General features: G+C 39.8%; 13 protein-coding genes and 1 riboswitch. Of the genes, 7 read left to right on the top strand and 6 right to left on the bottom strand.

Annotation, left to right across the window (positions count from 1 at the left end):
- Positions 1-74 precede the first annotated feature (74 nt).
- The 6 genes from ABDZ53_RS12770 to ABDZ53_RS12745 all read right to left on the bottom strand — a co-directional run bounded on the left by ABDZ53_RS12770 (position 75) and on the right by ABDZ53_RS12745 (position 7,082).
- The gene (locus ABDZ53_RS12770; RefSeq protein ID WP_343757116.1) at positions 75-1,544 is read right to left on the bottom strand and encodes a phosphate:AMP phosphotransferase; all 1,470 of its coding nucleotides are present in this window, start codon (positions 1,542-1,544) and stop codon (positions 75-77) included.
- 19 nt (positions 1,545-1,563) lie between these two features.
- Entirely contained in the window at positions 1,564-2,421 is an 858-nt protein-coding gene (locus ABDZ53_RS12765; RefSeq protein ID WP_343757114.1) for an aldo/keto reductase, read from the bottom strand.
- Positions 2,422-2,441: 20 nt separating this feature from the next.
- Entirely contained in the window at positions 2,442-3,335 is an 894-nt protein-coding gene (locus ABDZ53_RS12760) for a hypothetical protein (RefSeq protein ID WP_343757112.1), read from the bottom strand.
- A 179-nt stretch (positions 3,336-3,514) separates the two neighbouring features.
- On the bottom strand, positions 3,515-5,410 hold the full coding sequence (locus tag ABDZ53_RS12755; RefSeq protein WP_343757110.1) for a PTS fructose transporter subunit IIABC: 1,896 nt from the start codon (positions 5,408-5,410) through the stop codon (positions 3,515-3,517).
- On the bottom strand, positions 5,411-6,334 hold the full coding sequence (pfkB, locus tag ABDZ53_RS12750; RefSeq protein ID WP_343757108.1) for a 1-phosphofructokinase: 924 nt from the start codon (positions 6,332-6,334) through the stop codon (positions 5,411-5,413).
- Positions 6,300-7,082, bottom strand: coding sequence for a DeoR/GlpR family DNA-binding transcription regulator (locus tag ABDZ53_RS12745; RefSeq protein WP_343757106.1), 783 nt, complete (start codon positions 7,080-7,082; stop codon positions 6,300-6,302). Before ABDZ53_RS12745 ends, pfkB begins: the two co-directional genes overlap by 35 nt.
- Positions 7,083-7,265: 183 nt before the next feature.
- Positions 7,266-7,443, top strand: a riboswitch (Lysine riboswitch).
- A gap of 117 nt (positions 7,444-7,560) precedes the next feature.
- Here ABDZ53_RS12745 and ABDZ53_RS12740 point away from each other — a divergent pair.
- From ABDZ53_RS12740 to ABDZ53_RS12710, 7 genes are all read left to right on the top strand, one after another.
- Positions 7,561-8,763, top strand: a complete 1,203-nt coding sequence (locus tag ABDZ53_RS12740; protein ID WP_343757104.1) for an aspartate kinase — start codon at positions 7,561-7,563, stop codon at positions 8,761-8,763.
- An 18-nt stretch (positions 8,764-8,781) separates the two neighbouring features.
- Positions 8,782-9,759, top strand: a complete 978-nt coding sequence (locus tag ABDZ53_RS12735) for an aspartate-semialdehyde dehydrogenase (RefSeq protein WP_343757102.1) — start codon at positions 8,782-8,784, stop codon at positions 9,757-9,759.
- Positions 9,760-9,786: 27 nt separating this feature from the next.
- A complete protein-coding gene (gene dapA / locus ABDZ53_RS12730; protein WP_343757100.1) occupies positions 9,787-10,668 on the top strand; it encodes a 4-hydroxy-tetrahydrodipicolinate synthase in 882 nt (293 codons plus the stop codon).
- 1 nt (position 10,669) lies between these two features.
- Positions 10,670-11,398, top strand: coding sequence for a 4-hydroxy-tetrahydrodipicolinate reductase (gene dapB, locus ABDZ53_RS12725; protein WP_343757098.1), 729 nt, complete (start codon positions 10,670-10,672; stop codon positions 11,396-11,398).
- 22 nt (positions 11,399-11,420) lie between these two features.
- Positions 11,421-12,581: a M20 metallopeptidase family protein gene (locus ABDZ53_RS12720; RefSeq protein ID WP_343757096.1), complete on the top strand. Its 1,161-nt coding sequence runs from the start codon at positions 11,421-11,423 to the stop codon at positions 12,579-12,581.
- A 127-nt stretch (positions 12,582-12,708) separates the two neighbouring features.
- The gene (locus tag ABDZ53_RS12715) at positions 12,709-12,903 is read left to right on the top strand and encodes a hypothetical protein (RefSeq protein WP_343757094.1); all 195 of its coding nucleotides are present in this window, start codon (positions 12,709-12,711) and stop codon (positions 12,901-12,903) included.
- A gap of 123 nt (positions 12,904-13,026) precedes the next feature.
- A partial coding sequence (locus tag ABDZ53_RS12710) for a hypothetical protein (RefSeq protein ID WP_343757092.1) occupies positions 13,027-13,469 on the top strand: 443 nt, incomplete at its 3' end.

Raw genomic sequence — 13,469 nt, 5'->3', positions numbered from 1 at the left:
GCCCAGCCATTTATTTTTTAACATAAATGGCTGGGCTGATTTATTTAGACTGAGTTTTTTCCCAGTCCCTCTTTTTATTCTTTATCCAAATAGTCACTTATACTTTCTATAAAATCTTTCAGTACAGCTATACGAGCGTATTTTTTACTGGTACCACTGATAATTTTCCAAGGTGTATGATTAGTTGAAGTATAGTGAACCATCTCATTCATTGCTTCTTTATAAGCATCGAACTGCTCATGGTTGCGCCAGTCTTCATCCGTTAGCTTATGCTGCTTCATAGGGTCTTCAGCCCGTGCTTCAAATCGTTTTAACTGTTCCTCTTTGTCAATAATGATGAGATACTTCAGGACGAGGTATCCTTGATGATTCAAATTATGTTCCATTTGATTGATTTCATCATAGGCTTCTTTCCATCTATACGAAGGAGTTAACTCTTCAATTCGCTCGACTAATACACGCCCGTACCAGCTTCTATCAAATATAGTCATGCGTCCGTCTGTTGGAAAGTCTCTGTAGAATCGCCACAAGTAATGTCTATCCTTTTCTTCTTGAGTAGGAGCCGCTGTAGTTGCGACGTCATACCCCCGAGGATCCATCAGCCGGGTTAGGCGCTCAATATTCCCTCCTTTACCAGCAGCATCCGTCCCTTCATAGACCACTACGATAGCTTTCTTTTCTATATAGACTTGATAAAGTAAATCTCCTGCTCTTTTCTGTAAATCATCTAATTCTTTATCATAGTCTTTATCACTAATAGATAGAGATAAGTCCACTTGATCTAAAGGCTTATCTTTACTCTCTGAATGCTCAGGAAGCTGAGGATCAAATCGCGACACATCTTTCTTAAGAAAAGTATCTAATTCATCCAAGCATAATTGTAACACCTGTCTAGATGTATCCTTTTTACCTTCCACATACAAGATATGCCATGGGGATAGATGATAATTGGTTTGGTTTAGAATCTTCTTAAAATGCTTATAGTAAGCACTATAGTTGTCAAGCTGGTTGTAGTCTTTCTCATTTAAACGGACATGCCGGTAATCATCTTTTTCCAGTCTAGTTATGTTCTTTTTCATTTCATTTTTAGATTGATGAAGAAAGAACTTAAGGACTAATGTATCATCTTGGGTTAACGCTTTTTCTATAAAACTCACATCTTCAATATAATGCTTTAATTTCTCTTCGTCTAAAGATGGATTATTAAACAAATCATAATAAAAGCTGCGGTCAAAGAAAACGATTTGCCCTCTTTTAGGACTTTTAACAAAGAAGCGATATAAATAAGGATGTTGGCTTTCGTCTTTGCTGGATTCTTCAAAGACACTCACTTCATAATGTTTCGGGTCTAATTCTCTCGTTAAATCCTTCAATAAGTACCCTTTACCAGATGATTCCCATCCATCCACTATAACCAGCATACTTTTATCTGTTTCCATCAACTCTCTATGAAGAGCAGCAAACTGTTCTCCTAAATCGGACCGTTTTGTATCCGATAGCTCTTTTTTTATTCTATCTCTCTTAGCCTGTTTACTCGGTAACATAAGGGTCATCCACTCATTTCTACTTAGTTTTTAAAGGCATGCGCTTGTCTGGTACAGGAAAGGCTTCATTTAAGATCCTAATATCCTCGTCGTCCAATTCAACCTGAAGCACGTCAGCATTTTGTAAGACATGATCCCGAGAAGCTGCTTTAGGAATAGCTATCATGTTTTCCTGTTGCGTTACAAAAGCTAATAGGAGCTTCACAACAGATAGATTATATTTTTGAGCCATACGGTTAATAGTCGGACTCTGATGCACCATCTCTTTTTTATCCGGTTCTTGGCCAATAATGGGACAATAAGCCATGATAGGTATTCGGCTTTCTTTCAGATAATCAGTCAGGACAAACTCAATTCCTCTTGAAGCTAAATGGTACAAGAGCTGATTCGTCTGACAGTTTAACCCATTTCTCAAAGAAAGCAGTTCTTGAATATCTTCCAAATCAAAGTTAGAGACGCCCCAGCCTTTAATTTTACCTTTCCATTTCAACTCTTCCATTACATCCACTGTTTCTTGTAGGGGGATATGACCTCTCCAATGTAGTAAATAAAGATCCAACTCATCGACTCCTAAGCGCTTCAACGTCCCATCAATAGACTGATGAATATGCTGTTCTCCTGCATTCATCGGGAGTACCTTTGATACAATGAATAAATCGTCTCTTTTATAAGGTTGAATAGCTTCACCCACTATCTCTTCTGACCTGCCTTCAGAATACATCTCAGCTGTGTCAATCAGAGTCAATCCATTCTCTATACCTGTACGCAATGCCTCAATTTCTTGTTGTTTCTTTTTAAATTCTTCTCCCATCCTATAAGTGCCTTGGCCTAAATTCAAAACCTCACGGCCATCAGGAAAAGCAATCGTCTGCTTCATTCTCTCATCCTCCCTATCCTTTAGACTCCTTCTAAAGTACTGATAATCTCTTGAAACAATATAATGGAATACGTGGGAAAATCTATACTCGGAAGCTCGAACGGCAAGTGGGCAAATTGAATAATATCATCCCCACGAGTGAAGAAGTAAAAAGCAGAAACCACTTCATTCCCTTCTTCGTCTATTCCCATAGCTGGTACCATCGTCTGATGCATCACGTCACCTAAAACAATCATTTCAGCTACAGTATACACTTTTGAGTCCAATGCTTCTATTTCTGATACAGTCATGAAGTGAGCCAGTTCTTCTGTCGTTGGCAAGCCCTCTAAATCCACGCTATAAAACCCAGGTGTGATAGCAGTAAAAATTAAATGGTCGTCATAGAAATAGAAGGTTAATTCAGCCGAATACTCTGCCATCTCATTGGTCTCGTCATTTGCCGGGTAACGGTAGATAACCATCTGTTCATTTTCCGTTACATCAACGAAGTCTGACACACTATCTTCGATGCTGGTGACACTTTGAAAGGCGGCATCCACTTCTTCACTGGTTGACCCACCCATCTCCTCTTCAACAGACAGCTCACTGAGGGTGACCTCTTTTAAGATATTTTGATAATCATCCCAGGCAGCAGCTCCCTGTTCATTAAAGAATGTTTCAGCATCCACCAAGTTGATAAAGACATGCTCCTCTGCAGAATCGATTACAGGATTTGCTTCTACCATCTCTTCATCGTCTTGATCAGTCAGGTTAGAAGACTCCTCATCATGAGTCTCTGTTTCCGATATCGAAGGTTCGGCCTCTTCTTCCTCTACAATTGTTTCCTCTACTTCAATCTCACTTACCTCATCAGGTGTGTCACAGGCTGCTAATATAATTAAACTAGAAAGTGCTAAAAGACCTCTTCTATTCATTCTTTTCTCCTTTTTTGACAACTTCCTATTTTGATTCATCTCTATACTATTATTCTATCGGAATAAAGAAAATTTACTATTATTATCACTTAAACGTTCGTTAAACACGCAAAAAAGGAACAATCCGTCTGACTTCACTCAAGCCTGACGAATCGTTCCTTTTTAAATAGTATACACTCTTAGATTAATTCTTCTGTTTTGACATTCGCATCGGTCTCGCTTACTTTTGGTTTCCAAAAGCCTAAAATAATGGCCGAAAGGATAGACCCAATAAGTAAAGCAGCAATAAACCATAATGGATTCTCACCAATCCCTATAACGAAGAGTCCACCATGAGGAGCTGGAATCGAGACATTCCATAATTGTGTGAGACCTCCACCAATAGCTGCCCCTAATATAGAAGACCCAATGACTCTTAATGGATCAGCAGCGGCAAAAGGTATAGCTCCCTCAGTAATAAATGAAATTCCAAGAACAAAGTTCGTTAATCCGGACTGTCGTTCAATCTGACTGTATTTGTTTTTGAATAGGAGAGTGGAAAGAGCGATGGCCAATGGAGGAATCATTCCACCTACCATAACGGCGGCCATTAAACTTCCATCTCCTGTATCTCCATAGATACCGATGGAGAAGGCGTATGCCGCTTTGTTAACAGGTCCTCCCATATCAACGGCCATCATCCCTCCAAGAACCGCTCCTAGTAACACGGCATTCCCGGTTCCTAAATTCTCCAGGAAGTTGATCATCCCATTATTGATAATGGCAAAGAATGGCCCCACTAAGAAGAACATCAACAAGCCGACCAGTAATAAGCCTAACACTGGGTATAATAGGATGGCTTTTAGACCTTCTAAGCTTTTCGGAAAGTTTCTCAATGCTTTTTTAATGAGGTTCATAACGTAACTAGCTAAGAAACCGGCAACCAGTCCACCCAAGAATCCCGCATCACTGTTTACGGCAATCAGTCCACCAGCCATTCCTGGAAGAAGGCCTGGACGGTCAGCAATACTGTAAGCAATGTAACCTGCCAAAATAGGAATAAGAAATTCAAAGGCTGAACCTCCTATTGTATTAAGTGAAGTGAATAGAATGTTGTCAGAACCCAGCTGCGCTTCAAAAAGGAAAGATATAGCTAGTAAAATTCCTCCCCCTACAACGAATGGCAACATGTGAGACACACCATTCATCAGATCTTTATAGATACTCTGCCAAGCCGACTTTGGTTCATCATCGGAGGCTGACTCGCTGGATGCTTCTGCTTGAAGAATCGGCGCTTGGCCCGTGGAGGCTTTTGTGATTAATTCTTCTGCTTTATTAATCCCTTCAGAGACAGGTCTTTGTAAAACAGGCTTGCCATTAAAGCGGGCAATATCTACTTTTTTATCTGCCGCAATAATGATACCGTCTGCTCGTTCGATCTCTTCTTTTGTTAGCACATTTTTGGCTCCGTCAGTTCCGTTTGTTTCCACTCGAATTTCCACACCCATTTCGGCTGCTTTTTTCTTAAGCGCATCTTCTGCCATATAGGTATGAGCAATTCCTGTCGGACAAGCTGTTACAGCAAGGACAAACTTTTTATCTCTTGGACCTGCCTCTGCTTGAGCGGTTGTTACGTCCGTTTCTTCTTCGCTTTCTTCAAATAAAGCCTGGACTTCTTCTGGAGAAGTGGCCTCTTTAAGCGCCTGGATGACCTCTTCATCGATTAGTTTGCGTGAGAGCGAAGCCAATACTTCTAAATGGAGATTATTTCCGCCTTCTGGAGCAGCAATCATAAAGAATAATTCTACCGGTTGTCCATCCAGTGCATCATAGTCGACTCCTTTAGTGGATTTAGCAAACAAAACTGCCGGATTTACCACTGCTTTATTTTTAGAGTGTGGCATGGCAATGCCATTGCCAAGACCAGTGGAGGTTTGCGCTTCCCGGTTCATAATCCCTTCTTTGAATACAGAGGTGTCTTCAATCACATCCTGCTTATAGAGGTGACTAATCATTTCGTCAATAACGGCTTCTTTTTCTGTGGCCTGTAAATCCATAATCATTAAATCTTTGCGTAATAAATCATTAATTTTCATTTACTTTCCCTCCAATTGTTCGATTTTAACTGTTTGATAGACTTTATCGATGGTTTCTTTGTTTGCCAAATCATCTGAAAAGGCTGTTGCGCTGCCGCAAGCCAGACCCATTTTAAAGGCGTCTAACGGATCTTGTGTAAGAGAATACTGGCCAACAAAGCCGGCTACCATGGAATCTCCTGCGCCTACAGAATTTTTTACTTCTCCTTTAGGTACAGACCCTTTATACACCGCTTGATTTGTCAGTAACAAAGCGCCATCGCCTGCCATTGAAATAAGAACATGTTGAGGCCCTTCTGAGAGCATTTTTTTCCCGTAAGCGATTAAGGCTTCGATGGTATCCAGTTTAACCTGATATAAGTCTTCCAGTTCTTCTTTATTCGGTTTGATTACTAACGGTCGGCTGGACAAGGCGTCATTTAATTCAGTGCCCGTTGTATCGATAACAAAGGGGATGCCTTTATCTGTTAGATGACTGATGATTTGCTGGTAATAATTGCCCGGCAGATTACGAGCTTTGCTTCCGGATAGGATAACAATGTCTTCAGCAGTCATCTCATCAAAACGCGCTAAGAAATGAGTCGCATCTTCTTCTGAGATAAATGAGCCAGCCCCATTGATTTCTGTTTCCTGTTGACCTTTTACTTTTACATTAATCCGTGTGTTGTCATTTACATAAGCAAAAGCAGTCGAAATACCATCTTTTTCCAGTGAATCAACAATGAATTGTCCTGTAAAGCCACCGACAAAACCAGTGGCCGTTGAGGGGATGCCTAATTCATGCAGGATTCGCGATACGTTAATGCCTTTTCCGCCGGGATACATATGAGATTTTTCAAATCGATTGATTTGTCCAGGGGTAATCTCTTGACCTGGATAAATCACATAATCAATTGACGGGTTTAGTGTGACTGTGTAAATCATGTGTGGTAACCTCCATTACGCGTGTGACTTCTTTGAATTCTTTAAATTCTTTACTTAATGTTTCGGTTATAAGGATGCCATCATCTATGTCCGCTACTTTAACGGCACTCACTTCTTTTAGTTTAGAATGATCGGCCAGGACAAAGGATTGATTGGCTTGATTCATTGCTTTATTTTTTATGGATGCTTCCTCTACGTCTGTTGTGGTTAGACCATAGGTTAAATCGACTCCGTTCATTCCTAAAAAGGCTTTGCTGAAATGAAACTGTTCCAATTGTTTCTCTGCTATCGGTCCAATTATGGCTCGAGTGTTTTGCTTGATTCTGCCGCCGATTAAAATAGTTGGAATACGATGTTCGGACAAAGATAGAGCATGAGGGACTCCATTTGTTACAACAGTTATGTCTTTGCCTTTCAAAAAAGGAATCATTTCATAAGTGGTCGTACCTGCATCCAAAAAGATGACTTCTTTATCCTTTATTAATGTGGAGGCATAGGTCGCAATGCGTTTCTTTTCTTGACTGTTTTTGACTGATTTTTCCTCCATCGAAGCCTCACTGACCGTTTTTCTTAACCGTTTGGCCCCACCGTGCACGCGAACGAGTTGATTCTGTTCTTCCAATTGCCTTAAATCGCGTCTAATAGTTGATTCAGAATGGCCTAATTCTTCAACTAATTCTTGCACGGTAACGGCTTGAACATGGTATAATTTATTTAATATATACTGATGTCTTTCTACTGTAAGCACTTCCCTCAACTCCTTCTTCTTATTTTATCATCTCAAACAGTCAAATTCAATCATAATAGCTCAAAATGAGTCATAATGGGTTTTATTTTTTTTACTAAAAGATTAAGCAGATCTGTTGAATTCCTATTTTACAATGGATATAAAGTCTGATAGTATAGATAGAGCGAAACAAATAAAAATTTAATGACTGGATGAGGCGCAAAAATCATCAGTACTTATTTCTAAAGACCTGTAAGTCGAAATAAGGAAAGGGAAATTTGCCGAAATGGTTTGTTTTTTACAGAAAGTAAACTGTTGGGTTGCATATGAATAATATGCAGACTGCCGTAGAGCTATTGCTTATCGGAGTGCTTCCGCTTGTGAGTATACTTATTGTGTGAACAAGTCGGCATTCCCGGCTTGTTTTTTTCGTATTATCTTCGTTTTTTCGTTATAGTGATAAAGATGATACCTACTCAACAGTCTAAAAGGAGTTATTATGAAAAGAAGTGTATTAAAGTTTGGTGGCTCAAGTGTGGCTGACTTTCCGAAAATTAAAGACATCTCGCTTTATTTAAAGGAGAGAATTGAGAAAGGCGAGCAGCTGATTGTGGTTGTATCTGCAATGGGAAAGACGACAGATAACCTACTGGCTTCTGTCCATGATCTAACAGACAATCCGAATGACAAAGATTTGGCGATGTTACTCACAACAGGTGAGCAGCAGACCATCTCTTTTCTCTCACTCGTATTAAATGATATCGGCGTGCGGGCCAAGCCACTGACGGGCTACCAGGCCGGCATCGAGACCATCGGGAAACATTTAAAAAGTAAAATTTCTTCTATTAAAGGAGACTTGTTGGAAAACTTGTTTGAAGAGCATGACTTGCTTATTGTCGCAGGTTTTCAAGGCTTTAATAAAGAAGGCGAACTGACGACTCTCGGACGCGGCGGGTCAGACACGACAGCTGTTGCCATAGCTTCAGCCATGCAGTGCCCATGCGAAATTTATACAGATGTGACGGGTGTGTACAGTACCGATCCCCGTATTTTCCCAGAAGCGAAAAGATGGGATCAGATCTCTTTTGAAGAAATGATGGAAATGTCTGCTTTAGGAGCGGGTGTGCTAGAAACGAGAAGTGTGGAACTTGCTAACAATCACAACATTCCAATTTATTTAGGAAAAACATTATCAGACGAGAAAGGAACATGGATTGTGCCGAATGATCAAATACTGGAAAGAAAAGCCGTCACAGGTGTCGCATTAGATAAGGAGATGGCACACATTACCATCACCTACCCTTCGCATGACCGACAATTTTTGAGCGATTTATTTAAATTACTGGAAGATGCTGAAATTAACGTGGATATGATTTCCCAAATCCAAAACCAGGATGGACAGCAATTCTCCTTTACATTTAAAGAGTCAGATGAAAAAGAACTGATTCGATTATTTAACGCCTTAAAAGAAACCTACCCCGATTTATACTTTAAAATTGAAACCACATACTGCAAAGTCTCTGTCATCGGAGCAGGTATGCGCGATATGACGGGTGTTGCTTCTAAGATATTTAAAACCCTGCTTGATGCAGATATCACTTTTTATCAAGTCACGACTTCAGAAATCAGTGTGTCATATGTGGTAGACGAAGCCAATGGCGAGAAAGCCACGCGCTTGTTGTGCCAAACATTCAACCTATAAAAGAAAGGATACGATACCATGGTAAAAATAGCTTTAGTGGGAGCAACCGGTCTGGTCGGCCAGACAATGCTCCACATTTTAGAAAAAAGAAACCTCCCCTCTTTCTCCTTAACCCTTTTCTCTTCTGCCCGGTCAGCTGGGAAAGAGATCACGTTTAAAGGAGAAACGTACACCATAGAAGAACTGACGGAAGAAAGAGCACAAGATGGCTTTGACTATGTTTTGATGTCAGCTGGAGGCGGCACTAGTTTGCATTATGCCCCATTATTTGAAGAGGCCGGATCAGTAGTGATTGACAACTCGAGTGCCTGGCGTATGGATGACTCGATAGACTTAATAGTACCTGAAGTCAATAAAGCGTCTTTAAGAAGAAAGATTATTGCTAATCCTAACTGTTCAACCATTCAGTCAGTTGTTCCACTTAAACCTATTCAAGACGCGTTTGGTTTAAAACGAGTGGCCTATACAACTTACCAATCTGTTTCTGGTTCAGGTGTAAAAGGCTTAGAAGATTTAGAAAAAGGCGAAAAAGGCGAAGCCCCAACGAATTATAATCACCCGATTTACCATAACCTCATTCCTCAAATTGATGATTTTGAAGAAGATGGCTACACGAAAGAAGAACAAAAAATGATCAACGAAACACGAAAAATCTTAAATCAAGCGGATTTAGACGTAACCGCAACATGTGTTCGCGTTCCTGTTCCTCACTCACATGCAGTAGCGATGAACATCACGCTAAACAGTGAACCCACAGTAGAAGAATTAAAATCCCTTTTAAGTAAGTTTCCATCTATTAAAGTCATGGATGATCCGTCTAAAGAAGTCTACCCTACGCCTCTTGAAGCGGCTCAAAAAGAAGATGTCTTTGTCGGTCGTATCAGAAAAGACCCAAGTTTACCAAAGACGTATCATTTATGGTCCGTGAGTGATAATATTTTTAAAGGAGCTGCATTAAACGCGGTTCAAATTTTGGAGTCATTAATAGCAAACTAAATACAATTTAAGGAAGGAAGTCATACAATGTCACGTTTATTTACTGGTGCAGCTGCGGCTGTGACTACCCCATTCAAAAATAACTCAGTTGATTACGACCAGTTCCGAAAGCATTTAACTTTTTTAAAGGAACATTCCATTCAAGGTTTTGTAGTGAATGGTACGACTGGTGAAGGCACTACTTTATCAGCTGAAGAGAAAACAGATTTGCTCAAAATTTCAGTTGAGGTTGCCGGTGGCGATATTCCTGTTATTGCCGGCACTGGAACCAATAACACAGCTCAATCGGTTGTCCTTTCAAGAGAAGCTGAAGCTTTAGGAGTAGACGGTTTACTAGTCATTACCCCTTACTATAATAAGACCAGTCAAAAAGGGCTCGTTGCTCACTTTACTGCGATTGCGGATGCGGTGAATATTCCTATTATTTTGTATGATGTACCGGCTCGTACAGGTATGACTATCGCACCAGAAACGATTGAAATCTTAGCTAAGCACCCGAATATTGTTGGTCTAAAAGACGCAACAGGAGACTTGGCACATTATAGTTACTTGCAAACAGTTGTTGATGAAGACTTTTCCTTTTACAGTGGAAACGATGACTTGGCATTGCCTTATTATGCTCAAGGTGGTCACGGGATTATTTCAGTTCTAGCCAATGCTCTTCCAAAAGAGTACCAAGAATTGTATGAAAAAGCTCAGACTGATAAAGATGAGGCTCTGGCTATCCACCAACAGTTGTATCCTTTAGTGGAGGCTTTAAATGTGGATGTCAATCCTATTCCAATCAAGGCTTTAACTAGTCACCTCGGTTTTGGTGAGTACGAACTGCGACTTCCGCTTGTTCCATTGGAAGAAAATGAAGTCTCTATCTTAACGAATCTCTTTGATCACATAAGAAAGGATGGGTAGTATGGATTTATTACTTGTTGGATACGGTGCTATGAACAAACGTGTTGCCGCTTTAGCGGAAGATCGTGGACACACAATTGTTGGTGTCGTAAGTCCGGTTGAAACGCCGGATTGCCCTTACAGCCTCTTCTCTTCTTTTGATGAGTCTTTACCCAATGCAGATGTAGCAATTGATTTTTCTCATCCTAATTTGACAAAAGAGATGCTTTCTTCTGATTTGGCGATTCCTATAATTATCGCAACGACTGGAGAAAAAGACACCTTAGTTGAAATGATGAAAGAGAAAGCAAAATCCAATCCCGTATTTTTCAGTGCGAATATGAGTTATGGGGTGCATATTTTAACTCAGTTACTTCAGACTGTCGCTCCCATGATGGATGATTACGATATTGAATTAATTGAAAAGCACCACAACCAAAAAATTGATGCTCCAAGTGGCACCTTAGTTAAGTTGCTCGATGCGATTACTGAAGAAGCCCGTCCTGATGCGAATCCTGTTTATAATCGTAGTCAAGTCACTGAAAAGAGAGAAAAAGAAGACATTGGTATTTCGACTATTCGTGGGGGAACCATTGTCGGTGAGCACGAGGTTTTATTTGCAGGAGTGGATGAAGTTATTTCTATTAAACACACCGCTCAATCGAAAGATATTTTTGCAAACGGCGCGCTTAAAGTAGCTACTCAGCTTGTAAATAAAGAAAACGGCTTTTACACTTATCATAATCTGTAAATGAAGGGGCATTAGAGGACGTATGAATCCATTACTGAACACAGCTAAATTGCATAGAAGAAACTTGCATCAGATACCTGAACTGTCTTTTCAAGAGTTCAAAACAACACGGTATATTAGAGAGCATCTAGATGCCTTATCTATTCCCTATTTCACTCCTCTTGAAACAGCGACACTTGTCTTTTTTAAAGGACAGTCAACTGAAGACGACACGATTGCTTTTCGCGGGGATATTGATGCCTTACCGATTAAAGAAGAAACGGGGTTAGCTTATGCATCCACTCATGAAGGAGTCATGCATGCGTGTGGACATGATGGACATACGTCTATTCTATTGACCTTTGCCCAGTGGTGTAAGGAGCAGCAAGATCAAGGCTTACTTGAAAAAAACATCTTACTCATTTTTCAACCTTCCGAAGAAACAAATGCTGGAGCTGACGCAGTGATTCAAGCTTTTCCATTTAAAGACTATCATGTGAAACAGATTTTTGGCATTCATTTGGGCCCTGATTTACCGGAACATACATTAGCCACACGCTCAGGCTTTTTCATGGCTAGTGCGACAGAATACCAAGTCTCTTTTAAAGGCTTATCTGCTCATGTTGCTCAAAAAGAAAAAGGCCAGAGCGCACTCGGAGCTGTGAATCATATTGTTTCTCAGTTTTCCCAAGTCCAGCATTATTTTTTAAACGGGTTACATCAAAACATTTTACACATTGGCAGCATGTCAGCTGGAGAAGCCCCCAACACAGTTGCTTCAGATGGCTTCATTAATGGGACGATCCGGACATATAATCCAGATGATTTAGATCGGATGACTGAAAAAATGCAAAGGATTGTAAACCAGGCAGATTCCCTTTTTGGTACGACCTCTACTCTCAATCTATTTAAAGGATACCCGGCTGTTCACAACGATCCTAAACTCGTTCCTGTTGTCAAAGAGAGTGCTGAAGCGGCTGGTTTAAAAGTACAAGAGTTAGATGAACCGTATTTATTCGGAGAAGATTTTTCCTTTTACTCAAAGATAGCTCAAACCAATTTCTCCTTTTTGGGTGTGCGTAATGAAGAAAAAGGCTATAGACATGGTCTTCATACTTCTCGATTTAATTTTGATGAAGACTGTCTACTAGACGGTATCCACTACTTCCAATCTCTTGCAAAAAGCTTAGGAGCGGTAAGATGACTCCATTTTAACGATTAACTAGTTTACATTCAGTTTCAAGTTATAAGGCGTACTGTTTTAGGTTTCTCTCTCCATTTGATAGTATAAAGATATATCAAACGTTATTTTTTAGGAGATAAGAAATCATATGAAGAAAAAATGGATTGTATTTATACTATCACTGTTAATATTTTCTGTATTATTTGTAGTGACTCAGTTTGTGTATAATTGGGTTATGCCTCAAAACAAATTGACTGATTTGCTGACTTTAGTTATTTTAGTTATAGTTTTTCTACCAACATCTTTCTTTGCAGCTTTAAAAATTACGCAAAATACCGAGTAATACCCTCTTATGTCTAAAACCCTTTAAAAAGAATAGACTTTGTGATAAAATAAACTTGTGCAGTTGAAGTTTATTTTTTTATGACAATTTGTGACTTTATTCACTATTTGGAGGGTAATACCGATGCTTTTTATTATCCATTTTTTGTATGGTCTTCTCGCCTTATTTCTGTTTAGTTCCTTAATTGCTGAAAGTATTAAATTTTCGCCTCTTTTTCTATCATTCAGTCTTATTCTGCTTTCATTAGCCTTCTTTATGACTGTCTATAAAGAGTGGCTGCATGCGAAAAAACAGCCGAATGTGTTGCCTTTAAGATTTCAGACCTTTCAATATGGGACACTTTTGTTTCTCATCATTGGAACCTTTGTCACCTTTTACCTCAATCACACGATAGGATTAGGGTCGGTCCTAGCTTCAAGTATAGTCGGTTTAATCGGTGCGTTTTTCTTTAAACGCTACTCCACTAGTCTGTTTTGCGGATCCTTTATTGGAATGGCTTGTTCGATTATTTTCTCTAACCCTATTTCTTTGCTGGTAGCGGCTTTAACATCAGGTATCATGCTCGC

It is taken from the genome of Alkalibacterium iburiense (genome assembly GCF_039521845.1).
In the GTDB taxonomy this organism is placed as follows: domain Bacteria; phylum Bacillota; class Bacilli; order Lactobacillales; family Carnobacteriaceae_A; genus Alkalibacterium; species Alkalibacterium iburiense.
Note: the sequence above shows the minus strand (reverse complement) of the source record. Positions and strands in the feature narration are given on the sequence as shown.

Coding starts and splice junctions, on each gene's coding strand:
- ABDZ53_RS12770 (WP_343757116.1), bottom strand. CDS start 1,544: ATGTTACCGAGTAAACAGGCTAAGAGAGATAGAATAAAAAAAGAGCTA.
- ABDZ53_RS12765 (WP_343757114.1), bottom strand. CDS start 2,421: ATGAAGCAGACGATTGCTTTTCCTGATGGCCGTGAGGTTTTGAATTTA.
- ABDZ53_RS12760 (WP_343757112.1), bottom strand. CDS start 3,335: ATGAATAGAAGAGGTCTTTTAGCACTTTCTAGTTTAATTATATTAGCA.
- ABDZ53_RS12755 (WP_343757110.1), bottom strand. CDS start 5,410: ATGAAAATTAATGATTTATTACGCAAAGATTTAATGATTATGGATTTA.
- pfkB (WP_343757108.1), bottom strand. CDS start 6,334: ATGATTTACACAGTCACACTAAACCCGTCAATTGATTATGTGATTTAT.
- ABDZ53_RS12740 (WP_343757104.1), top strand. CDS start 7,561: ATGAAAAGAAGTGTATTAAAGTTTGGTGGCTCAAGTGTGGCTGACTTT.
- ABDZ53_RS12735 (WP_343757102.1), top strand. CDS start 8,782: ATGGTAAAAATAGCTTTAGTGGGAGCAACCGGTCTGGTCGGCCAGACA.
- dapA (WP_343757100.1), top strand. CDS start 9,787: ATGTCACGTTTATTTACTGGTGCAGCTGCGGCTGTGACTACCCCATTC.
- dapB (WP_343757098.1), top strand. CDS start 10,670: ATGGATTTATTACTTGTTGGATACGGTGCTATGAACAAACGTGTTGCC.
- ABDZ53_RS12720 (WP_343757096.1), top strand. CDS start 11,421: ATGAATCCATTACTGAACACAGCTAAATTGCATAGAAGAAACTTGCAT.
- ABDZ53_RS12715 (WP_343757094.1), top strand. CDS start 12,709: ATGAAGAAAAAATGGATTGTATTTATACTATCACTGTTAATATTTTCT.